22 protein-coding genes are annotated in these 25969 nt (G+C 61.9%); 13 read left to right on the top strand and 9 right to left on the bottom strand.

The annotated features are described in order from the left end of the window. Positions 1-38: 38 nt before the first annotated feature. Positions 39-2150 (bottom strand): TonB-dependent siderophore receptor, encoded by a 2112-nt coding sequence (locus tag LW136_RS12395; RefSeq protein ID WP_234173013.1) that lies wholly within the window; start codon positions 2148-2150, stop codon positions 39-41. Positions 2151-2505: 355 nt separating this feature from the next. Here LW136_RS12395 and LW136_RS12400 point away from each other — a divergent pair, with 355 nt between their 5' ends. Then, entirely contained in the window at positions 2506-4095 is a 1590-nt protein-coding gene (locus LW136_RS12400; RefSeq protein WP_044314509.1) for an ABC-F family ATPase, read from the top strand. A gap of 93 nt (positions 4096-4188) precedes the next feature. Here LW136_RS12400 and LW136_RS12405 read toward each other — a convergent pair whose 3' ends face one another. Then, on the bottom strand, positions 4189-5148 hold the full coding sequence (locus LW136_RS12405) for an alpha/beta fold hydrolase (RefSeq protein WP_234173014.1): 960 nt from the start codon (positions 5146-5148) through the stop codon (positions 4189-4191). Positions 5149-5241: 93 nt separating this feature from the next. Then, positions 5242-6072 (bottom strand): undecaprenyl-diphosphate phosphatase, encoded by an 831-nt coding sequence (locus LW136_RS12410; RefSeq protein ID WP_014820156.1) that lies wholly within the window; start codon positions 6070-6072, stop codon positions 5242-5244. 263 nt (positions 6073-6335) lie between these two features. On the opposite strand from LW136_RS12410, the gene LW136_RS12415 reads away from it, so the two are divergent. The 6 genes from LW136_RS12415 to LW136_RS12440 all read left to right on the top strand — a co-directional run bounded on the left by LW136_RS12415 (position 6336) and on the right by LW136_RS12440 (position 11261). Continuing rightward, positions 6336-7970, top strand: coding sequence for a methyl-accepting chemotaxis protein (locus tag LW136_RS12415; protein ID WP_234173015.1), 1635 nt, complete (start codon positions 6336-6338; stop codon positions 7968-7970). A gap of 403 nt (positions 7971-8373) precedes the next feature. Continuing rightward, positions 8374-8643 carry a hypothetical protein gene (locus LW136_RS12420; protein WP_003300411.1) on the top strand — a complete coding sequence of 90 codons (270 nt, stop codon included), beginning with the start codon at positions 8374-8376 and terminating at the stop codon, positions 8641-8643. A gap of 141 nt (positions 8644-8784) precedes the next feature. Further along, a complete protein-coding gene (locus tag LW136_RS12425; RefSeq protein WP_234173016.1) occupies positions 8785-9066 on the top strand; it encodes a hypothetical protein in 282 nt (93 codons plus the stop codon). Between the two features lie 74 nt (positions 9067-9140). Further along, a complete protein-coding gene (locus tag LW136_RS12430; protein WP_090520379.1) occupies positions 9141-9833 on the top strand; it encodes a DUF421 domain-containing protein in 693 nt (230 codons plus the stop codon). Positions 9834-9935: 102 nt separating this feature from the next. Beyond that, positions 9936-10100 (top strand): hypothetical protein, encoded by a 165-nt coding sequence (locus LW136_RS12435; protein ID WP_003300414.1) that lies wholly within the window; start codon positions 9936-9938, stop codon positions 10098-10100. A 60-nt stretch (positions 10101-10160) separates the two neighbouring features. Further along, positions 10161-11261 carry a DNA topoisomerase IB gene (locus tag LW136_RS12440; RefSeq protein ID WP_234173017.1) on the top strand — a complete coding sequence of 367 codons (1101 nt, stop codon included), beginning with the start codon at positions 10161-10163 and terminating at the stop codon, positions 11259-11261. Between the two features lie 4 nt (positions 11262-11265). On the opposite strand, the gene LW136_RS12445 is transcribed toward LW136_RS12440, so the two are convergent. From LW136_RS12445 to LW136_RS12460, 4 genes are all read right to left on the bottom strand, one after another. Then, entirely contained in the window at positions 11266-12222 is a 957-nt protein-coding gene (locus LW136_RS12445) for a sensor domain-containing diguanylate cyclase (protein WP_234173018.1), read from the bottom strand. Positions 12223-12224: 2 nt separating this feature from the next. After that, the gene (locus LW136_RS12450) at positions 12225-13208 is read right to left on the bottom strand and encodes a response regulator (protein WP_023445313.1); all 984 of its coding nucleotides are present in this window, start codon (positions 13206-13208) and stop codon (positions 12225-12227) included. A gap of 151 nt (positions 13209-13359) precedes the next feature. Further along, positions 13360-13944: a Fe-S biogenesis protein NfuA gene (nfuA, locus tag LW136_RS12455; RefSeq protein WP_003300421.1), complete on the bottom strand. Its 585-nt coding sequence runs from the start codon at positions 13942-13944 to the stop codon at positions 13360-13362. A gap of 119 nt (positions 13945-14063) precedes the next feature. Next, positions 14064-16343 carry a fatty acid cis/trans isomerase gene (locus tag LW136_RS12460; RefSeq protein ID WP_191121920.1) on the bottom strand — a complete coding sequence of 760 codons (2280 nt, stop codon included), beginning with the start codon at positions 16341-16343 and terminating at the stop codon, positions 14064-14066. 162 nt (positions 16344-16505) lie between these two features. On the opposite strand from LW136_RS12460, the gene metH reads away from it, so the two are divergent. The 4 genes from metH to LW136_RS12480 all read left to right on the top strand — a co-directional run bounded on the left by metH (position 16506) and on the right by LW136_RS12480 (position 22089). Further along, on the top strand, positions 16506-20198 hold the full coding sequence (gene metH, locus LW136_RS12465; protein ID WP_234173019.1) for a methionine synthase: 3693 nt from the start codon (positions 16506-16508) through the stop codon (positions 20196-20198). Positions 20199-20254: 56 nt separating this feature from the next. Further along, positions 20255-20575 carry a DUF5629 family protein gene (locus LW136_RS12470; RefSeq protein WP_234173020.1) on the top strand — a complete coding sequence of 107 codons (321 nt, stop codon included), beginning with the start codon at positions 20255-20257 and terminating at the stop codon, positions 20573-20575. Positions 20576-21004: 429 nt separating this feature from the next. Beyond that, entirely contained in the window at positions 21005-21568 is a 564-nt protein-coding gene (gene pnuC / locus LW136_RS12475) for a nicotinamide riboside transporter PnuC (protein ID WP_234173021.1), read from the top strand. Next, positions 21565-22089 (top strand): AAA family ATPase, encoded by a 525-nt coding sequence (locus LW136_RS12480; RefSeq protein WP_234173022.1) that lies wholly within the window; start codon positions 21565-21567, stop codon positions 22087-22089. The genes pnuC and LW136_RS12480 overlap by 4 nt, the downstream gene beginning before the upstream one ends. Positions 22090-22102: 13 nt before the next feature. Here LW136_RS12480 and LW136_RS12485 read toward each other — a convergent pair whose 3' ends face one another. Both LW136_RS12485 and LW136_RS12490 read right to left on the bottom strand, forming a co-directional pair. Further along, on the bottom strand, positions 22103-23077 hold the full coding sequence (locus LW136_RS12485; protein ID WP_234173023.1) for a DMT family transporter: 975 nt from the start codon (positions 23075-23077) through the stop codon (positions 22103-22105). Positions 23078-23118: 41 nt separating this feature from the next. Further along, positions 23119-23418, bottom strand: coding sequence for a DUF1883 domain-containing protein (locus LW136_RS12490; protein ID WP_003279791.1), 300 nt, complete (start codon positions 23416-23418; stop codon positions 23119-23121). A gap of 331 nt (positions 23419-23749) precedes the next feature. Here LW136_RS12490 and LW136_RS12495 point away from each other — a divergent pair, with 331 nt between their 5' ends. Further along, the gene (locus LW136_RS12495) at positions 23750-24898 is read left to right on the top strand and encodes an MFS transporter (RefSeq protein ID WP_234173024.1); all 1149 of its coding nucleotides are present in this window, start codon (positions 23750-23752) and stop codon (positions 24896-24898) included. 22 nt (positions 24899-24920) lie between these two features. Beyond that, complete coding sequence (locus tag LW136_RS12500) at positions 24921-25961, top strand: RNA methyltransferase (RefSeq protein ID WP_125898400.1); 1041 nt, start codon at positions 24921-24923, stop codon at positions 25959-25961. Positions 25962-25969 lie beyond the last annotated feature (8 nt).

The following is a 25969-nucleotide window of genomic DNA, read 5'->3' on the forward strand; positions in this document are numbered from 1 at the left end:
ACGAAATCAGCGGGCGTCACTGCCCGCTGAGTACAGGCTCAGAGCTCCACGGACAGGCTAACGCTCAGGTTGCGCGGCTCACCCGGCATGATCCAGACATTGCTGTAGGAGCGCTCGTAGTAGGTCCGGTCGAAGGCGTTGTTCAGGTTCACGCCGAGGGTCAGCTTTTGCGTCGCCTTGTAGCGCGCCAGCAGGTCCACGGTCGTGTACGACGGCAACTCGAAGTCGCTATCGGCCTGCCCTGCCCGATCACCCACGTAGTTCACGGCGCCGCCAAGGGAGAGTCCGCTGAGATCACCATCGAGGAATTCGTAGGTGGTCAGCAGGCTGCCGCTGTGGCGCGGTACGTTGAGCAGCCGGCTGCCGCTGGCCAGGGTGTTGTCGCGAGTCACCTCGGCATCCACGTAGGCGTAACCACCGATCACGCGAATCGCATCGGTCAGCTGTCCTGCCAGCTGCAGGTCAATCCCGCGGCTGCGCACCTCACCGGCGGCGATCTGAAAGCCGCTGTTCGCCGGATCGCTGGTCAGCACGTTTTCCTTGGTCAGATGGAACGCTGCGGCGGTGAGCCCCAGACGGCCGTCGAACAGGTCGAGTTTGACCCCCGCCTCATAGCCCACGCCCTCTTCCGGATCGAACGTGGCGCCGCTGAAGTCGGCGCCATTGTTTGGCTTGAACGACTGCGAGGCGTTGGCGAACAGCCCGACCTCCGGTATCAGCTGATAGAGCACACCGACACGAGGCGTGACCTTTTCATGAGTCTGCTCGGTGCGCCGGCCAGCAACCTCATTGTCCAGGCGTTGTTCGTAGTGGTCATAGCGGGCGCCGATGACCCCGAAGAGCTTGTCGGTAAAGCGAATCTGGTCCTGCAGGTTTAGCGCCCGGCTATGCACCAGCTCATTGCGGTCAACCGTACGCGCCGGGTTGAACGCCGGACGCGGTGTACCGTAGACCGGGTTGTAGAGATCGATGTTGCGCAGATTGTTGGAGCGCAGCATGAATTCGCTCAGGGCGTAACGCTCGTACTCGGTGCCGATCAACAGCTGATGCTCAATCGAGCCGGTATCGAAACGCCCGCGCAGCTCCAGCTGGGTGATCGCGTCCTGCCAGTCATAGTCGCGATAGCGCAGGTTGCGGGTCAGCGTGCGGCCGTCTGCTGCGACCTCTGCCGCTTCGGTCGCGTAGCCATCCATCCGGCCCTGCTTGTAGTGGCTGGCCAGGCGCAGCGTCCAGACTTCGTTGAGGTCGTGTTCGAGTTCGGCCTGCAGCGTTTCGTTGTCGTTGCTGATCGGCCCATCCGAGGGCTCGCCATAGAACGCTGAGCGGGACACCTTGCCCAGGTCGCCGCCCGGTGCGACCACACCGCGATCGAAGGTCTGGCGGTTGCGCACCACCTCAGCCTGCACCAGTAATCGCGTGTCCGGGCTCAATTCCCAGCTGAAGGACGGCGCGACGAACTGGCGCTCAGCCTCGCGATGATCGCGGAAGCTATTGCCGTCTTCGACGGCGATATTCATGCGATAGAGCATGTTGCCGTCTTCATCGAGCGGGGTGTTCACGTCCAGCGCAGTGCGATAGCGATCCCAGCGACCGGCGCTGAGATCGAGACGGGCAAAGCTGTCCAGTTGCGGCCGCTTGCTGACGATATTGATGGTGCCGCCGGGGTCACCGCGCCCGTAAAGGCTGGCCGAGGGCCCCTTGAGCACTTCGACCCGCTCGATACTGGAGGCGTCCGGCGGGTTCATGAAGCCGCGGTTGACGCTGAAACCGTCCTTGTAGAACTCCCCGGTGGTCAGCCCCCGCACGCTGTACTCGTACATGGTCAGGCCACCGAAGTCGTTCTGCCTGGAGACGCCGCCGGCGAAATCCAGCGCCTTCTCTACACGCGGGCTGTCCAGATCCTGCAATACGGATGCTGGAATCACGCTGATCGACTGGGGTATTTCCTCGATGGGTGTGTCGGTCTTGGTCGCACTGCGCGTGCGTTTGGCGCGATATCCCTGAACCGGTCCATCGGCGCGTTCCTGGTCCGCCGTGATGGTGATCGAATCGAGTACCGCCGCCTCCTTTGCTATAGCCAGCGGCGCACCAGCCAGGATCAACGCTGCTCCGCAACCCGCCCACTTCACTACCGCACTTGCGTTATTCATGCCTTAACTCAGATACCGATGTTATATCGTAACAATGCTCTCTGTTTAGCATCCGGGTGTCAATGAAACGATTCGCATCCGCTCAAGCTCGACGACCGCTACCGCGCGATTCCTGTTTGCCTTGTCAGCCCGTCCTTACGCCAGCGAGTGCAGCTATGCGACAATGCGCGGCTGAAGTTCGGTAGCCACCCCGCATTCATCCGGCAGCAGGCGCAAACGCCCACCGTGTTGTCATTCATCTCAAGAATCGCTGGATCGACCAGCTCCCTTTCGGAGCGAGCTGGACCGCTGAGTATTGGTATCGGATCGGTATCAGCCTGATTCACGCAGCCACACGTCATTGATAGGTACGCCCTTGATCTCCACCGCCAACATCACCATGCAGTTCGGTGCCAAGCCGCTGTTCGAAAACGTTTCCGTCAAATTCGGCGGTGGCAACCGCTACGGCCTGATCGGCGCCAATGGCTGCGGCAAGTCGACCTTCATGAAGATTCTCGGTGGCGATCTGGAACCGTCCGCCGGCCAGGTGATGCTCGAGCCGAACGTGCGCCTGGGCAAGCTGCGCCAGGATCAGTTCGCCTACGAAGAATTCAACGTGATCGACACGGTGATCATGGGCCACGAGGAACTGTGGAAGGTCAAGGCTGAGCGCGACCGCATCTATTCGCTTCCGGAAATGAGCGAAGAGGATGGTATGAAAGTCGGCGAACTCGAGGGCGAGTTCGCCGAAATGGACGGCTACACCGCAGAATCCCGTGCCGGCGAACTGCTGCTTGGCCTGGGAATTCCGCTGGAACAGCACTTCGGCCCGATGAGCGAAGTCGCTCCCGGCTGGAAGCTGCGTGTGCTGCTGGCCCAGGCGCTGTTCTCCGATCCGGATGTGCTGCTGCTGGACGAACCGACCAACCACCTGGACATCAACACCATCCGCTGGCTGGAAACGATCCTCACGGCGCGTAACAGCACCATGATCATCATTTCCCACGACCGCCACTTCCTGAACTCGGTCTGCACCCACATGGCGGACCTGGATTACGGCGAGCTGCGCCTGTTCCCGGGCAACTACGACGAGTACATGACCGCGGCGACCCAGTCGCGCGAGCAGCTGCTGTCGGACAACGCCAAGAAGAAGGCTCAGATCGCCGAACTGCAGACCTTCGTCAGCCGCTTCTCGGCCAACGCCTCCAAGGCCAAGCAGGCCACCAGCCGCGCCAAGCAGATCGACAAGATCCAGCTGGCCGAGGTCAAGCCGTCCAGCCGTATCAGCCCGTTCATTCGCTTCGAGCAGACCAAGAAGCTGCACCGCCAGGCAGTGACTGTCGAGCGCCTGTCCAAGAGCTTCGACGACAAGGAACTGTTCAAGAACTTCAGCTTCACCGTCGAGGCCGGCGAGCGCGTGGCGATCATCGGTCCGAACGGTATCGGCAAGACCACCCTGCTGCGCACCCTGGTTGGCGAACTGACCCCAGACAGCGGCAGCGTCAAATGGACCGAAAGCGCCGACTACGGCTACTACGCCCAGGACCATGCCCATGACTTCGAGGATGACGTCAGTCTGTTCGACTGGATGAGCCAGTGGACTCAGGGCGGCGAGCAGCTGGTGCGCGGCACCCTCGGCCGCATGCTGTTCTCCAACGACGAGATCCTCAAGTCGGTCAAGGTCATCTCGGGTGGCGAACAGGGCCGCATGCTGTTCGGCAAGCTGATCCTGCAGAAGCCCAACGTCCTGGTGATGGACGAACCGACCAACCACCTCGACATGGAATCCATCGAGGCACTGAACCTCGCGCTGGAGAACTACCCGGGCACGCTGATCTTCGTCAGCCACGACCGTGAATTCGTCAGCTCGCTGGCGACCCGCATCATCGAGCTGTCGGAGAACGGCGTGACCGACTTCAGCGGCAGCTACGACGACTACCTGCGCAGCCAGGGCGTAATCGTCTGATCCTCACCCTGCCCGCGTATCGCAGCGCCTCTTTCTTCGGAGACGGCGCTGCAGACTCATAGACAACGCCTCAGCAAGGCGCCGTGCCACGCATCAGCTGGCAAAGCGACGGGCAAGGAAGTCCAGTAGCAGCGTATTCACCCTCCCCGCCTGTTCGTTCTGGATCCAGTGGCCACACGGCGCCAGTTCGTGTCGTTCCAGATCCGGCACCCATTCCGGCATCTTCTTCAGCGTGTAGGCCTCGAGCTCACCAACCGGGTCATGGTCGCCGATCAAAAACATGGTCGGCTGCGTGATCTTGCGCCCCTGCAGTGGCTCGGTAACCTGCCAGTTGCGTTCGAAGTTGCGATACCAGTTCAGCGCACCGCGAAAACCGTGCTCGGCGAACGTCTGCCGATACACCGCCAGATCGTCTTCCGAGCACCAGTCGGGCAACGGCCCCGGCTGCATGCCGTCCTCGAACAAGGTGCCGTCAGCAGGCTTGTTCTGCAGCAACAGGTTCCTTTCCTGGTAATACATCAACAGGCGCAGGGTACGATCAATGTCGGCATCCAGTTCACGCTCGGCGCGACCGGGCTGCTGGAAATAGAGGATGTAGTTGAATCGATCACCGCTGGCTTCGCGCATGATTTCGGTCGCGGGCCGCCGCGGTCTTCCGGCGAAGGGCACCGACATGGTCACCAGCGCGGTGACCCGCTCCGGCTCCAGCAACGCGAGATACCAGGCGACCATTGCGCCCCAGTCGTGCCCGATTAGCGCCACCTGCCGGTGACCGAAATGATCCATGGCCGCACGAACGTCCCCACACAGCGTCAGCACATCGTAGGCCGAGACGTCCACTGGCGCGCTGCTGAGCCCGTAACCACGCATCTCGGGAACGAACACGCGATAACCAGCCGCCACCAGTGAATCGATCTGATTGCGCCAGGAATACCAACACTCGGGGAAGCCATGCAGCAGCCAAACAGGCCTGCCCGCTTCGGGTCCGGCGCTATAAAGACTGAGGGATATACCGTTCAGGTCGAGCTGGAAATGGTCCGCTGTACTGTTCATGAGGCCTCCTGACTGGAGGCCTCACTATGGCAAAGCCAGGCGCGCGTGTGCGCTGTATCAGCAGGGCGAAGGCCGCGACATCCCGCCGATGGATCAGCCCTGGGCGCTGGCCCAGTCGATCAGGCCGAACTGCCAGGTAGCCAGAATCAGCAGGCCGAAGCCGATCCGGTACCAGGCGAACGCCGCGTAGCTGTGATTGCCGATGAACTTGAGCAGCGCCCGCACTGCAAGCATCGCGAAGATGAACGAGGTGACGAATCCGACCGCGAACACGGCGAAATCGCCCGGCTGAAAGAGCTCGCGGTACTTGTAGCCGGAGTACACCGCCGCGCCGACCATGGTCGGCATGGCCAGAAAGAACGAAAACTCGGTAGCCGCCTTGCGCGACAGGCCGAACAGCAGGCCGCCAATGATGGTCGAGCCTGACCGCGAGGTGCCGGGCACCAGTGCCAGGCACTGGGCGAAGCCGACTTTCAGTGCCAGTGCCCAGTTCATGTCGTCGACGGTTTCGGCACGAATGATGTGATCACGCCGTTCGGCCCAGAGCATCACGACACCGCCGATCACCAGCGCGGTGGCTACGGTGATGGGGTTGAACAGGTATTCGTGAATCAGGTCGGCAAAAGCGACACCGAGGACAACTGCAGGCATGAAGGCGATCAGCAGGTTCAAGGTGAACTTCTGCGCCTGAGACTCCTTGGGCAGGCCAATCACTACGTCCAGGATCTTGCGCCGATACTCCCAGATCACCGCGAGAATTGCCCCGAGCTGAATGATGATGTTGAAGGCCAGCGCCCGCTCGCCACCAAAACCGATCAGGTCCGCAACAATGATCTGGTGACCGGTACTGGATACCGGCAGAAACTCGGTTACACCCTCGACCACGCCCAGAATCAACGCCTGAATCGCAACCCAAAGATCCATCTATTCCCCTAAAGCGATGCAGCCCATCGCGACTCAATGCAACCAAGGTATATGTCAGAAAGCCATCTGGCCGGCTGTTCTGACTCGTTCGAGAGAACTAAATTCCTCTGCAAACGAAACGGGGCTCATTTTTAGCCACGGGCGGCCGAAAAGCTATACAGGGTGCCGCGAAACGACCGCATTCAGAAGGTCGACAGCGGCGCGACAGACCCACCGATCAGCCAGAACAAAACGATAAGAAAGTCCCATCAGGAGCCCTATTCATGAATCTGCTGCGAAACGTTCCCATTAGCAAGCGCCTCTGGCTGATCCCCGTGGTCGCCGTCTTCATGCTGTTCATCCTCGGCATGCTGATGATTCAGCAGGTCCGCTCCGATTTGTATCGTGGCAAGCAGGAGGCAACTCGGAACATAGTCGAGGCTGCATCCGGCGTACTCGAGTACTACCGGGCACAGGAAACCAGTGGCGCCATGACCACGAGTGAAGCCCAGAAGGCGGCCATGGAGCAGATCCGCCTGCTGCGCTACGACGGTCAGGACTATTACTGGATCAACGACCTCGGCCCGACCATGATCATGCATCCTATGCAGCCGAAGCTGGACGGCCAGGACCTGTCGAAGATCAAGGATCCGGACGGCAAGGAACTGTTCAACGAGATGGTCAAGATCGCCCAGCGGGACGGGGCTGGTCTGGTCGACTACATGTGGGCCAAGCCCGGTGAGGCAGATCCGGTGCCGAAGATCTCCTACGTGCAGTTGTTCAAGCCTTGGGGCTGGATCATCGGCTCGGGCATCTACGTGGACGATGTCGAGCAGGAATTCTGGAACTATCTGACTCGTTTCTCCCTGATCGGCCTCTTTATCTCGGCAATCATGGCCGTGCTGGTGGCGATCCTGATCCGCAGCATCGTGCGCCCCCTGCGCCACACCATGTCGGCGATGGCGAATATCGCCAGTGGCGAAGCCGATCTGACGCGTACTCTGGATGTATCCGGCAACGACGAGCTGAGCACCCTTGGCCGTGACTTCAACCGCTTCACCCAGAAACTGCGCACCGTGGTCGGTCAGCTGTTCGAGACAGCCGGCGCGCTGGATCAATCCTCCCGTTCGCTGAGCCACCTTTCCGGTCAGGCCCATGAGCAGAGCCAGCAGCAGATGCTGCAAATGGAGCAGGTCGCCACCGCCGTCAACGAAGTCACCTACGCCGTACAGGAAGTCGCGAAGAACGCCGAGCATGCCTCCAGCGAAGTCGGCAACGCCGAAAATCAGGCGGGCCAGGGTCAGCGCAATATCGAAACGAGCCTGCAGCAGATCGACGAGCTTTCCGCGACCATCGGCCAGGCCGTCGACGTGATTCAGTCACTGGCTGATGAAACCACCAAGATCGGTTCGGTACTGGAAGTGATCGGCTCGATCGCCGAGCAGACCAACCTGCTCGCACTCAATGCCGCGATCGAAGCTGCCCGAGCCGGTGAACAGGGCCGCGGTTTCGCCGTGGTGGCCGACGAGGTTCGTCTGCTGGCGCAGCGTACGCAGCAATCGACTGCCGAGATACATAGCATGATCGAACGCCTGCAGAAGAACTCCGGCGCTGCGGTAAACGTGATCATGGAAAGCAATCGCGCCTCCCAGCTCACCGTAGAGCAAGCCAGCCAGGCCGGCGAGAGCCTTGGCGAAATTGCCCAGGCGCTGCGCAACCTCTCAGGCCTGAACGCATCAATCGCCAGTGCCACGCTACAACAGTCCCACGTGGTCGAGGACATCAACCAGAACGTGACCCAGGCGGCCGGGCTGGCGCAGGAAAGCACCCTGGCTGCCGAGCAGTCCAGTGAAGCTGGTAAGCGCCTTGGCGAACTCGCCGATCAGCTGAATCGTCTGCTGAGCCAGTTCAAGGTCTGATAAACCCTTTGCCTGCGGCCCGCCAGATGAGCAGGCCGCAGGCACTTCGACGAAGCAGGCGCCCCGCCCCACGCTCCATCGCGGAGCACGCCCTTAGAGATTCGATACATTTCCCGTCGCGACAGGTTGTCGCACGGGATTTTTTTTGCGGCCCGCGCCGATTCCCTCACGCTGCGCATGGCGTTGCGAAGTTTTTCAATATTTACAGGGAGTTAGCTCAAAAGTACTAAGCCGACTCGACCAGGCGTCAACGTTATACTTTTGGCTAATTGCAAAGCCCTTCAAATTTTTTCGAACTCGCATGTGACTCGTCAGTCCTCTGGGTACATCAACTGCAATGTAAGGCCAACGCCAACGAGCTTGGCTGCAGGTATTTTGGGTATCACACAGAGAGACATGCCCCATGCACACCCCGCTGCGTATCAATGAAGCCCTTTTGATCACCGACCGCGCGTTCAAGCCCTTCCAGTGCGTTGCCTGGACGCTGCCCGAAGGAAACGGTGAAGTCAGCATCACCGTCGTCGACCGCGACGAGGCCCGTCTGCTAGGCCGCTGCAAGATGTCCAGCAGCGTGTTCACCGACCCCGTGAAGCTCGGCGAAACCCTGGAACAGACTCGCGCGCAGCTGAGCCGCGACGGCGCGCATCTGTCGCCCTGGCACATGCCAGAGTAACCATGGCTTGCAACGAACAAAGGCCTGCGGCAGTGCCCCAGGCCTTTTTTCATGCCCCGAATTCGGCTACGCCAACTGCTCTACTGATCCATTCGCGTGTTTAACGGTCCTAAACAGCAACACGTGAAACAGGAGAAGCTCATGAAAGGTGCAGAAGCGTACGTCAACGATCAATGGCAAAGCTGCGGCCTCGCCGACCTTGCGCAAGAGCCGGGCGCCCATACCGTCACACTGCACTTCATCGTGCCGCGAGATGCCCAGATGCCGGGCCTGATCACGCATATAGGCGAAATCGCACAGCGGCACCTGAGCGACTTCTATGACGGTCGAGCCGTCAGCCACAAGCCCGCAATCGGCTCGGTGGTGGGCGACGGCAGCGGTGACGGAATTAACCTGGAATTCGAGATAGCAGCCGCGCGCTGACCCTGGTGGACGTCGGCGTCAGCTAAAGCCGAGCTTGAAGAAATCGCACCGAATGCCTGGAAGGACGATCCAAGATGACCCCCTTTGACATGCAGCGCATGCTTCTGCACGAATTTCCCTTGATGTTCGTCGCCGAAGTCGCCCTGCGGGCACTGCTGGCCTTCGTTGCCGTATTCGTCTTTCTCAAGGTCAGCGGCCGTCGCGGCATTCGCCAGCTTTCGGTATTCGAGCTGGTGATCATCCTGACCCTCGGCTCGGCCGCAGGCGACGTTTCATTCTACGAAGACGTGCCGTTGCTGCCAGTGGCGGCGGTGTTCGCCACCCTGCTGGCGCTGTACCGCCTCACCGTGTTCTTCATGAATCGCAGCCCGCGATTCGAAGCCTGGCTCGAAGGCCATCCAGTCACCATTATTCGCGATGGCATCTATGAGCTGCGCAGCCTCGACAGCCTGAACATTTCTGCCGATGAATTCTTCATGGAGCTGCGCCAGCAAGGGGTCGAGCATCTTGGCCAGGTCAGGCTCGGCATTCTCGAGAACGATGGCAACGTCAGCCTGTTCTTCCATGAGGACCACGCGGTACGCCCTGGATTATCCGTCCTCCCGCCGGAGTACCGACCGGTCTTCCGCCAGGTTCCGGCGGCCGGTATGTACGCCTGCAGCCGCTGCGGTTTTCCCCAGGCGCTGGAGAGCCAGCAAAGCCAACAATGCCCGCGGTGTTCCAATCCAACCTGGTCGAAGGCGCTTTCCACACAGAGATCGCGCTGATACACGGTCAGAACCGCCATCCTGCTGGCCGGTCAGTTGTTAGAGGCGCCGGAATTCGCTTCCTGGATACGCCTTCTCTACTCACTGCAGCAGGAGCACACCATGCTTGGCGACTATTCATCGATCAACGATCACCTCGACACCGCGCGCAAACATGCCGATCAGGCTGAAACCGAAGCCAAACCCGAGCTCTATCGCGAAGCCATCGACGAGCTGGTCGCAGCCATTCGATTGCTGATGCGCAACAGCAACGAAAAGGACAGTTGAGCCCATCCAAAAGCCTCGCCGGTAGCTACCCCGGCGAGGCCATAGCGGGAACGGTTATACATGCGCAACGACACCCTGATGGACGACCCGGTGCTCCTGGCCGAGGGCACTCGCCCTGTTCCTGCCGATGAGACCGGCGACACCGGTACGCTACTGTGTCCAACACTGCCGCCGGACCTGCATTACGTCGATGATTCCCAGCCGGGCATTCGCCGCAGGCGACTGCGCGGCAAGTTCGTCTACTTCGAGCCGAACGGCGAGCGCATTCGCGACGAGGAGGAAATTCGTCGCATCAACAAGCTGGCGATCCCACCCGCTTATCGTGACGTATGGATATGCCCGGATGCTCAAGGGCATCTTCAGGCGACCGGGCGCGACGCCCGTGGACGGAAGCAATACCGCTATCACACACGTTGGCGAGAGATTCGCGACAGCGACAAGTACGAACGAATGCTCGAGTTCGGTGAAGCCTTGCCGAAACTGCGCCGCGATCTGGAAAAACACCTGGCTAGACCCGGCATGGCGCGTGAGAAGGTCATGGCCCTGGTGGTCATGTTGCTGGAGTCGACCCTGATCCGGATCGGCAACTTGCGCTATGCGAGGGACAACCGATCCTACGGGCTGACGACCCTGCGTACGCGTCACGTGGATGTCAAAGGCACCTCGATCCGCTTCCACTTTCGAGGCAAGAGCGGCGTGGAGCACGAAGTCACCCTGCGCGACCGTCGGTTGGCCAGGCTGATGCGCAGCTGCATGGAGCTGCCGGGCCAGCAGCTGTTTCAGTACCTGGATGAAGATGGTCAGCGCCGCGCGGTCAGCTCCAACGACGTGAACCTATATCTTCGCGAAATGACCGGTCTCGACTTCACCGCCAAGGACTATCGCACCTGGGCCGGAAGCGCGCTGGCACTGGAACGGCTACGCAAGCTGGACGCATCCACGGAAGCCGTCGCCAAGCAGAATCTGGTCGAGACGGTGAAGCAGGTCGCCAGCCAGCTGGGCAACACCCCTGCGGTCTGCCGCCAGTGCTACATCCACCCGGCGATTCTGCAAGCCTTCAGCGCAGGCGAGCTGGCTGATGTGCGCGCCGCGCGCAAACGCAAGTGGCTCAGCGCCGAAGAGGTTGCGTTGCTGGCTTTTCTCCGCAAAGCGGCGGGCTGACGCGCTAGTGCTGATGCAATGTGACGCGATTGCGACCGGCCGCCTTCGATGCATAGAGCGCCGAATCGGCCCATTCGATCAGTTGCGCATGACTGTGGGTGGGGACGCTGAGGTCCGCAACACCCAGACTGATGGTGAAGCGAATGCGGTGCTGCTCGTGCTGAACCTCGTGGCTCTCCACCGCATGCCGCAAACGCTCCGCAAAGGTCATTGCACCCTGCTTGTCGGTATCCGGTAGCAACACCACGAACTCTTCACCGCCGTAGCGCCCAGCCACGTCCGAATCGCGCAGATTCTCGCGAATCAGCTCCGCGACCTGCTGAATCACGGTATCGCCGACCTGATGCCCATAGGTATCGTTGATCGCCTTGAAGTGGTCGATATCGAACATGACCAAAGCCGCCTGGCTGTCATAGCGGCGATGACGAGCGTAATCCAGGCGGAGCATCTCTTCCCAGTGCCCGCGGTTGTAGAGCCCGGTCAACCGGTCAGTGCTGGACAGGCGCTGCAACTCGGCATTCGCCGCCTGCAACTGGCGGCGGTTCACGGCGACATCGGTGACGTCATAGATGATCAGGCACACCTGGTCGATGCTGCCGTTGACGCCCTTGAGAGGCAGCAGCGTGGTGTTCTGGTACATGAAGTCTTCCAGCCCGGTGATCGGCTGGTAGTTCTTGAAGCGCAGCAGATAAGGGCGCTGCTCCCAGATGGTGAAAGATGGCGTACCGAGGGTCATCACGCTTTCCACCTTGCGGCGGAACCAGTCTTCATCGACTTCGGGAAACAGCGTGAAGAACGACCGATTGCGCGCATTCTCCGGCTGCAAACCGGAACGGTTTTCCATGAAAGTGTTCCAGACCTCGACACGGTAGTCGCGGTCCAGCACGACGACGCCCACGTCGATGCTCTGGACGATCGCCAGCAACCAGTGAAGCTCGTTCAACTCGGCAGAATTGCTCATGCTCAATCCATCAGGTGGGCAAGCTTGCGCGTCAGCAGCTCGACCGAATCTTCCGTGAACAACAGCAGCAGGTCAAAGTGGATATCGTGCCCTTCCAGGCTGTAGCTGATTTCCACCGCCAGGGTCTTCTTCCATCGGGCACTATTGAGCCGGATCAGCTCGTCGATCGATGCGTGCTGCCCCAGCACCTGCGGGTGCCCCTGGGAAAACACCACTTCGATCTGCTCGGCGATTCCGCTGAGGCATGCGCTGATCAGCAGGCTCGACAGATCCAGGAGCATCTCCATCTCCAGGTAGTCCTGCCGCCGCATCAGACGTGCCATGTCGGCCACTTCGGAGTCATGGAACAGCAGCAGCGCCTCGCCTGCGATACCGCCACCGATGTAGCCCTGGCAGACGGCAGTCAACTTCTCGCCGCGCGCCGCATCGGCCAGCGCCATATGCAGCTCGCCGACTTCGAGAATATTTACATTGGGAATCGGCAACTGGATGAAGACACCCAGCACTCGCGCCAGGAGTGCGGCAGCCCGCCCCATGGCGATGTTGACCACCTCACGAAAGGTATCGCGAAAACCGATCTTTTCCCCGGCGACCCTAGCGATCAGAGGCGAGACATCATCCAGCAGGCCAAGGCTCGCCAGCGTCTGGTGCAGGTGCACCGGATCGGCGGGCTTCTTGATGAAGGCCAGCGCGCCGAGGGCCAGGACACGGCGCACGGCCTCATCCTGAATGTCAGCGGAGATCACGATGGTCTTGCACTGCAGCCGTTCTTCGCGCAGCTGCGCGAGGACCTGATAACCATCCAGCTCGGGCATGGTGAGGTCGAGCAAGAGGACGTCGACGCCACCCTCGCGAACCTGCTCCAACGCCTCGAGGCCGGTGGCCGCCTGACTGACGTCGACCGGCCAACCGGCGGGCAGCGCTTGCAGAAGCTGCTTGCGCGCCAGCGCGGAGTCATCGCAGATCAAGAGGGAAATGGCAGACATGTGGTACGAGCTCTCGTTGCCCGATTAACCTTGGCACGAGAGCTTATCGCAGGAAAGGCGCGCTGTGCGCACCATGAAGGCAAAATAGTGGCATTTCACCTTAAAAACTGCCGAACGGCCCGGCGGTGCTGCTCCGTCGGGCTGTCTCGGCTCAGTAGTAGGCGTTCTCGCGATTGGTGTGGTCGGTCACGTCGCGCACACCCTTGAGCTCCGGAATCCGGGCCAGCAGAGTCTTCTCGATGCCTTCCTTGAGGGTGACGTCCGCCTGTCCGCAGCCCTGACAACCACCGCCGAACTGCAGCACTGCGATGCCCTCCTCGACCACATCGATCAGCGTGACCTGCCCGCCATGGCTGGCCAGGCCCGGATTGATCTCGGTCTGCAGGTAATAGTTGATGCGCTCGTTCATCGGGCTGTCTTCATTGACCATCGGCACCTTGGCATTCGGCGCCTTGATGGTCAGCTGGCCACCCATCCGATCGGTCGCGTAGTCGACCAGTGCATCCTCGAGGAAGGGTTCGCTGGTGCCATCGATCCAGGCCGTGAAGCTCTTCAGCGCCAGTGCAATGTCGTCAGGCTTCTCCTCGCCCGGTTTGCAGTAGGCGATGCAGGTTTCAGCATACGGGGTGCCCGGCTGGGTAATGAAGATGCGAATGCCGATGCCGGTGGTGTTCTGCTTCTCGAGCAGGTCGGCCAGATAATCGTGTGCAGCTTCGGTAATGGTGATCGCGCTCATGGGAACTCCTCGCAGACATGCGCCGCAGTGTACGCCAAACCACTGCCGCGGTTAAGTCCTAGTATTTTAGTCGGGTTAACCGTGGTCGAGTTCCGACCGCAGCTGCCGCTCGCGACGAATCAGAGGTTTTCGTAGCGATTCATATCCAGCACGCCCGCCTCCAGCGGCTCGGTTTCTTCGAGATAGCGGGTCAGATCGTTGAAGTAATCCCAGAAACGCGGATGGCTGCGCCGCACGCCCCAGCGGTCGACCAGGCGCCCCAGGTGATCACTCGCCCTGACCTCCTCCAGTGCTGCGACAAATGCCGGCACCTCGGCGGCAGGCACATTGAAGAGGAAATTCGGATAGCTACTGAGAACCCCTGGATACACCGTCAGGGTGTCCAACCTCGGCTGCCAGCGCAGCGACTCGCCGTACATGAAGGCGACGTTGCTGTGGGCGCGGTTGCGCAGCAGGCTGTATATCTCACGCCGATCGCCGCCGTACTCGATGCGCAGCAGCGTGGCCTCCGGCAGATACTGGATCGCCGGCAAGCCTCCGGCGAGTCGGTTGGTCAGACGACTGAGCGCCTGCTCGGCCCCTTGCAGGCTCGCGGGCTGCCTTGCGCGGTAGCACTGGGTACCCTGGCAACGGTTGATCGGATCGGGGGCTGCGTTGATGCCGGCGTACCTTGCCAGCATCTCTCGAGCGAACGCGCGCTTCGGATCAGCCCTGTTCAGCGTCAGCAGCGAGGGTGTCGAATCGTCGATGGAGGTGTAGGCCAAGAGCAGCTTCAGCTGCCCACCCTGCTCGTACCAGCCATCGAGGAGGGCGTGGCGTGAGGCGGCCGGCAGCAGCCGAAGGAAGTTCAGCTCCGCGCCGTTGCGAATCAGGTCGAAGTAAAGCCGTGTCTGGCCCTGATGGGAGACGTTGCCGAACACGTCGAAATTGACCACGAGTTGGTAGTAGGTGCGCTCGAGCAGCGGATAGTCCATCCACCAGAGCGTCTGCGGAATCTCGCCGATCAGCCCTTTGCGCACCGAGGCGCTGTCATGCTGGCGGAAGATGCTCAGCAATGCATTGTCATTGCCGGACCAGATCTGCTTCCACTGCGCGGGCTTGCCCGCATAGGCATTCATGCGCAGCTGTTCGTACTGGTTGCGCTTGACCCGGTAGCTCTTCCAGAACGCAAGCAGGTCGCCCATTTCATCGAACTGCCCGGGCATCGCCAGCAGCGGCGTGGTCTGTTCGCGATAGCGCCGGTCGGTAATGTACAGATCGTGCTGCGGGTCCTGGAAGAACACCCAGAAGTTGTCGCGAATCACGTCCGTGGCGATCTGCCCGCGGCACACCGGCCCGCGGATAAAGGTGCGGACGAAATACTCGGCGTTATCCAGCATGAACTGGTACCGCGCCTCGGCAGGAATAGCCTGGAAAGTCTTGAACGGATTGGCTCTGTGATCTGCGCCGTAACCGGGGATGGCATCCACCGTCGAGTCACCGCTGAAGAACAGCGAACGGACCCGCGCCAGCTTCGCAGCGCTGAGTGGATAGGTGATGTGCGTCTTGTGCACGATCACGTCGGTAATCGGTCGCAGGCGATAGCTGAACCGGGTACCCGGATCATCGTTCGGCCGTCGCGTCGCAATGGCGTCGACCGGCTCGCCACTGGGCGTGCGCGAACGCACCAGCTGATAGAAACGACCGCCTCCCTCCCCTTCGAAGTACAGATGCGCGATGAAAAGGTGCTCATACAACCAGCGGCCAACCAGATTGCCGCGTGCACCGGGCGTGTTGAGCAAGCGTTCCCACTCGTCGATCTGCAAGGACTCGGTCGCCGAAGGCTCGGGCGGCGAACTCGCTTCGACTGCCGCGCCCTGCTCCAGCCACCGCTGCAGGAGTGCGTACTCCGTATCGCTCAGCCCGGTTACGGCGAAAGGCATGCCACCATGCATGTTGCGCCGGGCGTAGCGGTCGAACTCATCCGGCAGCGGGCAGGTGTTTTCCCGGCCGATGCCGATCTCCAGCGCCGACGGCAGCTTGGCATTGGGCGTCAACGGCTGGCTGCGACCGAGCTCGAGCATTCGTGCCATCAGCGCAGCCTGGTTGCTCCCGCCATCGAGTACCGAATTGAAGCCCTTGCGCCGCCACGCGGCGTCGTGATCGGCGTCGAGAAACAGGCGCGTGGGCTCCTGGGCCTTTACCCGTACGCCGTTGTAGACCGGCAGCTTGTTCGCGCCGCGGGATGCACCCTCACCACTGCCGAGATTGAGCTGGCAGGGCGAGTCATAACAGGCGTGGCAAGCGACGCACTTGGCGGTGAATATCGGCTGGATATCACGCTGATAAGAGAGGGCTTCGGCGCGCGCAGCGGTGAACGAGAGGAATAGAAGGCAAGCGAGCCAGAAACGAAATGACATGCATCGAACGCCTTGAGATGAGTGCGCATTCTATTCGCCTCTGCCGGTTACGGCCAACGCCTGCCAACCTGAATAATCTTCATGCAAAAGCGCGAAGGCTAAAAAAGCATGCAGCTTTGCTATCATTCGCGCTCTTTTGTCCCAGCTTTTCAGGTAGTCCCCATGTCCACTCGCAGCTCCCGTCTTCAGGCCCTTCAGCAAGCGCTCAAAGAGCGCATCCTGATTCTCGACGGCGGCATGGGAACCATGATCCAGAGCTACAAGCTGGAAGAGGAAGACTACCGCGGCGCGCGCTTCGCCGACTGGCCGCAAGACGTCAAAGGCAACAATGACCTCTTGCTGCTGAGCCGCCCCGATATCATCCAGGCCATTGAAAAGGCCTACCTCGACGCCGGCGCCGACATCCTCGAAACCAACACCTTCAACGCTACCCAGGTTTCTCAGGCCGACTACGGCATGGAATCGCTGGTGTATGAGCTGAACGTCGAAGGCGCACGCCTGGCGCGTGAAATGGCCGACGCCAAGACCGCCGAAACGCCGGACCGTCCGCGCTTCGTCGCAGGCGTACTCGGCCCGACCAGCCGCACCTGCTCGATCTCCCCGGACGTCAACAACCCCGGCTATCGCAACGTCACCTTCGACCTGCTGGTGGAGAACTACGTCGAGGCCACGCGCGGCCTGATCGAGGGCGGCGCCGACCTGATCCTGATCGAAACCATCTTCGACACGCTCAATGCCAAGGCGGCCATCTTCGCCGTGCAGCAGGTGTTCGAAGACGAAGGCGTCGAACTGCCGATCATGATCTCCGGCACCATCACCGATGCCTCCGGCCGCACCCTGTCCGGGCAGACCACCGAGGCATTCTGGAACTCGGTGCGTCACGCCAAGCCGATCTCCGTGGGCCTGAACTGCGCTCTGGGCGCCAAGGACCTGCGCCCATACCTGGAAGAGCTCTCCAGCAAGGCCGAAACCTTCGTTTCCGCGCATCCCAACGCCGGCCTGCCGAACGCCTTCGGCGAATACGATGAAAGCCCGGCGGAAATGGCCGCGGTGGTCGAGGAATTCGCCTCCTCCGGCTTTCTCAACATCATCGGCGGCTGCTGCGGTACCACGCCTGCTCACATCCAGGCGATTGCCGAGGCTGTCAGCAAATACCCGCCGCGAGCAATTCCAGACATCCCCAAGGCCTGCCGCCTGTCCGGCCTGGAGCCGTTCACCATCGACCGCAGCTCGCTGTTCGTCAACGTCGGTGAGCGCACCAACATCACCGGTTCCGCCAAGTTTGCCCGTCTGATCCGCGAGGAAAACTACACCGAGGCTTTGGAAGTCGCCCTGCAGCAGGTGGAAGCCGGCGCCCAGGTGATCGACATCAACATGGACGAGGGCATGCTGGATTCGAAGGCGGCCATGGTCACCTTCCTCAACCTGATCGCCGGCGAGCCGGACATCTCGCGCGTGCCGATCATGATCGACTCCTCCAAGTGGGAAGTGATCGAGGCGGGTCTGAAGTGCATTCAGGGCAAGGGCATCGTCAACTCGATCTCCATGAAGGAAGGCGTCGAGCAGTTCAAGCAGCAGGCCCACCTGTGCAAGCGCTACGGTGCCGCCGTGGTCGTAATGGCCTTCGACGAAGCCGGTCAGGCCGATACCGCCGCACGCAAGCGCGAGATCTGCCAGCGCAGCTACGACATTCTGGTCAATGAAGTCGGCTTTCCGCCGGAAGACATCATCTTCGACCCGAACATCTTTGCCATCGCCACCGGCATCGAGGAACACAACAACTACGCAGTCGACTTCATCGAGGCCTGCGCTTTCATTCGCGACAACCTGCCCTACGCGCTGACCTCCGGCGGCGTATCCAACGTGTCGTTCTCCTTCCGCGGCAACAACCCGGTGCGCGAAGCGATCCACTCGGTATTCCTGTTCCATGCGATCAAGGCGGGCCTGACCATGGGCATCGTCAACGCTGGTCAGCTGGAGATCTACGACGAGATTCCCAAGGAGCTGCGCGACGCGGTCGAGGACGTGGTACTCAACCGCAGCGCCAACGGCACCGAAGGCTTGCTGGAGCTTGCTGACAAATACAAGGGCGACGGCTCCGTGAAGGAGGCTGAAACCGAAGAGTGGCGCAGCCTGCCGGTGGACAAGCGCCTCGAGCATGCACTGGTCAAGGGCATCACCGCCTTTATCGTCGAAGACACCGAGGAATGCCGCCAGCAGTGCAAGCGCCCCATCGAAGTCATCGAAGGCCCGCTGATGAGCGGTATGAACGTGGTTGGCGACCTGTTCGGCGCCGGCAAGATGTTCCTGCCACAGGTGGTCAAATCCGCCCGTGTGATGAAGCAGGCCGTCGCCCATCTGATTCCCTTCATCGAAGCGGAAAAAGGCGACAAGCCGGAAGCCAAGGGCAAGATCCTCATGGCCACAGTGAAAGGCGACGTGCACGACATCGGCAAGAACATCGTCGGCGTGGTGCTCGGCTGTAACGGTTACGACGTGGTCGACATGGGCGTGATGGTGCCGGCGGAGAAGATTCTGCAGACCGCCATCGCCGAGAAGTGCGACATCATCGGCCTCTCCGGCCTGATCACGCCTTCGCTGGACGAGATGGTCCACGTCGCCAAGGAAATGCAGCGCCAGGGCTTCAGCCTGCCGCTGATGATCGGCGGCGCCACCACGTCCAAGGCGCACACCGCGGTGAAGATCGACCCGCAGTACCACAACGATGCAGTGGTCTACGTCACCGACGCTTCGCGCGCGGTGGGCGTCGCCACTACTTTGCTGTCCAAGGAACTCAAGCCGGCGTTCGTCGACAAGACCCGCGAAGAGTACGCCATGATCCGCGAGCGCACCGCCAACCGCAGTGCGCGCACCGAGCGCCTGAGCTATGCCCAGGCTGTCGCTAACAAGCCGCAGTTCGACTGGGCCAGCTACACGCCGGTCAGGCCGAGCTTCACCGGCCGCCAGTTGCTGGAAGATATCGACCTGCGCACGCTGGCCGAGTACATCGACTGGACGCCGTTCTTCATCGCCTGGGACCTGGCCGGCAAATACCCGCGCATTCTCGAGGACGAAGTGGTCGGCGAAGCGGCCACCGCGCTGTTCAGCGATGCCCAGGCCATGCTGAACAAGCTGATCGACGAGAAGCTGATTCGTGCCCGTGCCGTGTTCGGCTTCTGGCCAGCCAACCAGGTGCAGGACGATGACCTGGAAGTGTACGGCGACGGCGGCGAAAAGCTGGCCACCCTGCACCACCTGCGCCAGCAGAACATCAAGCCGGACGCCAAGCCGAACCTGTCCCTGGCCGATTTCGTCGCACCGAAGAACAGCGGCATCACCGACTATGTAGGCGGCTTCATCTGTACCGCCGGCATCGGCGCCGAGGAGCTGGCCAAGGCCTATCAGGACAAGGGCGACGACTACAACTCGATCATGGTCAAGGCGCTCGCCGACCGCCTCGCCGAGGCCTGCGCCGAATGGCTTCATCAACAGGTGCGCAAGCAGTACTGGGGCTACGCCAAGGATGAGCAGCTGAGCAACGAGGAGCTGATCCGCGAACAGTACAAGGGCATCCGCCCTGCCCCCGGCTACCCGGCCTGCCCGGACCATACCGAGAAAGGCACGCTGTTCCAGCTGCTGGATGCCGACGGCATCAGCCAGGTCACCCTCACCGAGCACTACGCCATGCTGCCGACCGCAGCGGTCAGCGGCTGGTATTTCGCCCATCCCGAGGCGCAGTATTTCGCCGTCGGCAAGATCGACAAGGATCAGGTGGAAAGCTACAGCCAGCGCAAGGGCGAAGACATCGCCGTCAGCGAACGCTGGCTGATGCCGAACCTGGGTTACGACAACTGATCCCGCGGCGGGCGCCGCGAGCGCCCGCCGTCGTTCCGCTCAATGGAGCTTGCACCATGTCATCCGAAACACCGCTGCTGATCGACGAACTCGAAACCGCCGACATGCTGATCATCGACGACCTGCATGCCTGGCAGTTCGCGCTGAACGAGGCGCTGCTCGACGATGCCGACGCCGCGGCTGAAGCCAATCAGCCATTCGCCAGCGAAGACATCCTGCTGACGATCGATCTGGTCGACGGCCGCACACGCCGCCAGTGGCAGTTCAGCTACAACCAGATCATGGAAGCCCAGCGCCAGCCCGACGGCGAAATCTGGCTACTGGAAGGCCCGCATCGACTGCAGTGCCTCAGTGCCATCGGCGGCGAGGACGAGTAACGCACCTCTAGCCGCCTCGCCCTGCGCGGGCGACGGCTATTGAACTCGCAGTCGTCCCTTCTTCGGCGGCTGCCACTGACTTCGCACCCTCCATCAACGGCCGTTCGATATAGCGAGCACCATCAGGATCGCCAGCCCACGGAGAAATTGAATATTGCGATCCTTGCCGTGCTGCGCCCCGGCATCACTCATAAGCAGTCCGATATTCGCAAGCCACCGCGACTACCAGCCATTGCCTGGGTCATTCAGATTGATTCCCTTACCTCGGGGCTTTGTTCAACACCTGGCCAGCCTCCCGCTGCGCCCTCGCCTCAACCATGAGCAGCCGATACCAGCGTCGTTCAATCCTGGCGCGCCTCACAACATGCAGCCATTGGCGGAGACGTCCGCTATGATCGCGCCCCTCGACTGCAAGCCCGGTTGCACACCATGTCGTCTCTCGAACTGATCGCCGCGCTGCTTGGCGTAATCGCCGTATGGCTGACGGTGCGCCAGAACCCATGGTGCTGGCCGATCGGGCTGGGCATGGTGTCGCTGTACGCCTGGTTTTTCCTCGACGCCAGGCTGTATTCACAGGTGTTGCTGCATAGTGTTTTCGCCGCAATGCAGCTCTACGGCTGGTGGGCCTGGACGCGAGGTGCCGCAGGCGAACACGGTAGGCCCGTGACCGGCGCCAGTCCGCGTGAGGTGGCTATAGGCATTGCCTGCGCAGTGCTCGGCAGCCTGCTGCTCGGCAGCGCCATGGCGAGCTTCACCGAGGCCGCCTTTCCCTGGATCGACGCCGCACTCACCGCATTCAGCCTGCTCGCACAGCTGTGGATGGCCCTCAAGCGCCTGCAGTGCTGGCTCCTATGGATCGTCGTGGATGTGCTGTTCATTGGCTTCTTCAGCTATCAGGGCTACTGGCTGACGGCCGGCCTCTACGCGCTGTTCACCGGACTTGCGGTCATGGGGCTACGGGAATGGCGCATGGCACGGGTGGCGACGCTATGAAGGTGCTGGTGCTCACCGGTCCGGAGTCCACCGGCAAAAGCTGGCTTGCACAGCGGCTGCTGCGCACATTCGGCGGAGTGATGGTGGGCGAGTACGTACGCCATTACATCGAGCAGACGCAACGCGACACGACGCTTGTCGACATTCCTGCGATTGCCCGTGGCCAGCTGGACTGGGAAGACGCCGCGAGAATTCAGGCACCGCATCTGCTGATTCTCGACACCCATCTGCTGAGCAACATGCTCTGGAGTCATACGCTGTTCGGCGATTGCCCCGCCTGGCTCGAGGACGAGCTGCTGGCGCGGGATTACCACCAGCACCTGCTGCTCTCGCCCGAGGGAATCGAGTGGCATGGCGACGGTCAGCGCTGTCAGCCTGATCTCAGCGAACGGATGGACTTCTTCCAGGCATGTCGCAGCTGGTTGGTGCAGCGGGACCAGCCCTTCGTCGAGGTCAGCGGCGGCTGGACCGAGCGCGAGTGGCAGGCGATCGCTCACACCCGTGCTCTGCTAGGCGAATGACTGGTCACAAGCCCTATGGCTGGCGATCGCGACGCAACAACAGGCCGATGGCAAGCACGACCAACAGGCTACCCGGCAACCAGTGCACCCCCATGCGCGCCGGCTGATCAAAGAACAGCAGCAGCATCGAAACGAAGGGCACCAGGTAGCTGTAGGCCGTGACCGCACCGGGCGTGAGAACGGACGTCGCTCGCTGCTGCAGGAAAAAGGTCATGGCGCTGGAAAAAACGCCGAGGTAGGTCACCAGCAGCAGATCCAGCAGGTTCATGCGCAGCAGCGACGCCGGTTGCTCCCAGATAAAGCCCATCAGGCCGATCAGCAGCGCGCCGGCGATCAGGCTCCAGAAGGTGCGCAAACCCGCCTGCCGCGGCAAAGTGCCGTTCGCCAACCCCCATTTGCTGAGCACCGGGTACAACGCCGACGCGACACAACCGAAGAAGAAGCCCAGCTCGCCCAGGCCGAGCTGCATGCCGGAGAAATCGCCACCGTTCTCGGCCCAGGCCAGCCCAAGCGCCCCGCTCGCGCCAAGCGCCAAGATAGCCAACAGACGGCCGGCTGGCTGCTCGACACCAAGCCCGCGGCCCAGGCAGTAAGCCAGTAGCGGTACGCTGACGAACAGCGTCGCCATCGACAACGCACTGACCCGATGGGCAGCCCAGAACATGGTGCCGAAAAAGCCCGCCAGGCATAGCCCCATGGCGGCGTACAGCAACAGGGGGCGCCAGCCCGGTCGCCCTTCGCTCTGGCTCCAGGCCAGCGGCGCCAGAACCAATGCCGCAATGCTGAAGCGCATGGCTGTCAGCAGCAGTGGCGGCAACCCGTCAGTGAGCAAACCCACCGCGGGGAACGACAACCCGACAAATAGCGCCCAGAGCAGCATGCCCAGATGCGCGCGGGTGGTTCCGCCACGGCTGTCGCTCATGCGCGTCTCCGGCGTGTGGTTGCCAAGGCTGGTGTTGATGGCTTGCGGATGGTGGCTGCGGTTCAAAAGCTCGCTCCCTGTGAATTGCCTCGCAGCCCATTGGGCGACTACAGACGCGAGGGGGACCGTCGAATGACCCTGATCGAGTGACTGAGGTTCGGTTTGCGCGTCACGCTGATGGGGCGCCGGGTGACCGTATCGATGGTGATGTTCCAGAAGCCGGTACTCGGCACGACGATTTTCGCCGGGAATTTATCGAACGCCCCACCATGGTAGGTGTGCCGACCGCCGTTCTTGAAACTGCGGAAATTGGCATCGTTCATCAGGCGGATGTTGCAGGTCTGCGAGCATTCGATGACGACGATGTCGTCCTCGTTGAGGTGCTCGCGCTGGTGTATGAACTTCATCGACTGCTCCGACAGCGCACGTGGCGGCAAAGCGGCCAACGATAGCATGCGCACCCGCCGAACCGGACCGGTTGTGAACCACGCGGGAGGTGCACCATGGTGCCAGGCCTACGCGCGGGTTGTTCAGTAGCTCGGGTTGTGTATCCTCTGTGCACCTATCCAACTGCTACCCTCCTTCCATGTCCAGCACGTCACTCCCCTGCTCTTCAAGCCTGCCCGCGGGAAGCCGACTGCTGTTTCTCTTCGATACCGGATTGCTGGCCCTGTGGTGAAACGCGGCTCGCCGCGCACTTAACCCATCGCCAACCCAGTTCATCGAGGAATGCCGCCCATGCTTGCGGTCCGTAACACCCTTCAGATCGACTCCCCTATCGTGCGCAACGCAACCCGTTGCGGTTTCTTCATGGCCGGCTTCGGCCTGTCCGTCTGGGCGCCGCTGGTGCCCTATGTACGCGAACGCATAGAGATGACAGATGCAGTGTTCGGCCTTTTGCTGCTCTGCATCGGCGTCGGCTCGCTGACCTGGATGCCACTGTCCGGCGTGCTGGTAAGCCGCTGGGGCATCCGCCCGGTGCAGCTGTGCAGCGTCGTGCTTCTGGCGTTGGCGCTGGCCGGCATGGCCCTGACCGACTCGATGCTGTTGCTGGCCCTGTCACTGTTCTGCTTCGGCGGCAGCCTGGGCGTCATCGACGTGATCATGAACATTCAGGCGGTGCTGGTGGAGACCGCGGTCGGCCGCCGGCTGATGTCGAACTTCCACGGCATGTACAGCCTCGGCGCCATCAGCGGCGCACTGATGCTCACGGGCTTGCTGACCCTCGGTCTGGCACCGGAGATCGGCAGCTTTCTGATGATCGGGCTGATCGTTGCGGCGAATCTCGGCCTGGCTCGCGGCTTTCTGCCCAATCGTGCGCCGGGCGGCGGCTTCGCATTCGTGCGGCCCACAGGCGTGGTCCTGCTCGTAGGCCTGATGTGCTTTGTCGTCTATCTGGCCGAAGGCGCCGTGCTGGACTGGAGCGCGCTTTACCTGACCGGTGAGAAAGGCCTCGAAGTGGCCAAAGGCGGCCTGGGTTACGCAGCCTTCGCCCTCATGGTGACCATCGCGCGCTTCGCTGGCGGCCCGCTGGTAAATGCACTCGGCACGGCCCGCGTCATCGCCTTTGGCGGGTTGCTCGCTGCGTTCGGCATCGGCCTGAGCCTGGCCGCCGAGCACTGGGCCGTGGCGCTGATCGGCTACGGATTGTGCGGGCTGGGCTGCGCCAACGTCTCGCCGGTGCTGATTTCATCCCTGAGCCGGCAGGATGGCATGCCGGTGCAGCTGGCCGTTACCGTGGCGACCACCATCGGTTTCGCCGGAGTCCTCGCCGGCCCGGCCATGATGGGCGTGGTCGCGCATTTCAGCTCGCTGGGCATGGCCTTCGCGCTGCTCGCCGTCCTGCTGGTCGGCATCGTGCCGTTCTGCCGTCGCTTCACCGCGTGACCCCGGATAGAATGCGCGCCCTATGCGAATCCCAGACCTGCAGCAACGCCTCGCCGACATCGGCGCCAAGCCCCGTCATATCGGGCGAATGACCCGTGCCTGGCTCAAGGGCCTGCCGCTCGATGTCGGCCGGCGCCAGCAACAGGCCGAGGACTTCCTGCCGCTGAGCGTGCGCGCAGGGCTGCCGGCGCTGAGCGCCGAGATCGACGGACTGGCGCGGCTGCGTTCCGAACACCCGGCGGCCGACGGTTCGGCGCGCCTGCTGGTGGAGCTGGCCGATGGGCAAATGGTGGAAAGCGTATTGCTGCCGCGCGACGGGCTGTGCGTGTCCAGTCAGGTCGGCTGCGCCGTAGGCTGCGTGTTCTGCATGACCGGCAAGAGCGGACTGCTGCGTCAGCTGGGCAGTGCCGAAATTGTCGCCCAGGTCGCCCTCGCCCGACGCTTCCGCCCGGTAAAGAAGGTGGTATTCATGGGCATGGGCGAGCCCGCACACAATCTCGACAACGTGCTCGAAGCCATCGACCTGCTCGGCACGGACGGCGGCATCGGCCACAAGAATCTGGTGTTCTCCACCGTCGGCGACATGCGCGTGTTCGAGCGCCTGCCGCAGCAGCGGGTCAAGCCGGCGCTGGCCCTGTCCCTGCACAGCACCGATGCGGCGCTGCGTCAGGCCCTGCTGCCGCGAGCGCCGCAGATCGCACCCGACGAACTGGTCGACCTCGGCGAGGCCTATGCCCGCGCGACCGGATTCCCGATCCAGTACCAGTGGACCCTGCTCAAGGGCATCAACGACAACCAGGATGAGATGGATGGCATCCTGCGCCTGCTCAAGGGCAAGTACGCGGTGATGAACCTGATCCCCTATAACAGTCTGGAAGATGACGAATATCAGCGTCCCGATGGCGAGCGCATCGTGCAGATCGTGCGTTACCTGCACAGCCGCGGCGTGTTGACCAAGGTACGCAACTCGGCCGGCCAGGACATCGACGGCGGTTGCGGCCAGCTCCGCGCCCGGGCCGAGCAGGTACTTGATCGCAAGCGACGCGTTGATCGTGGGGCCTGAACCCACAA

Source organism: Stutzerimonas kunmingensis (assembly GCF_021432085.1).
GTDB lineage: Bacteria > Pseudomonadota > Gammaproteobacteria > Pseudomonadales > Pseudomonadaceae > Stutzerimonas.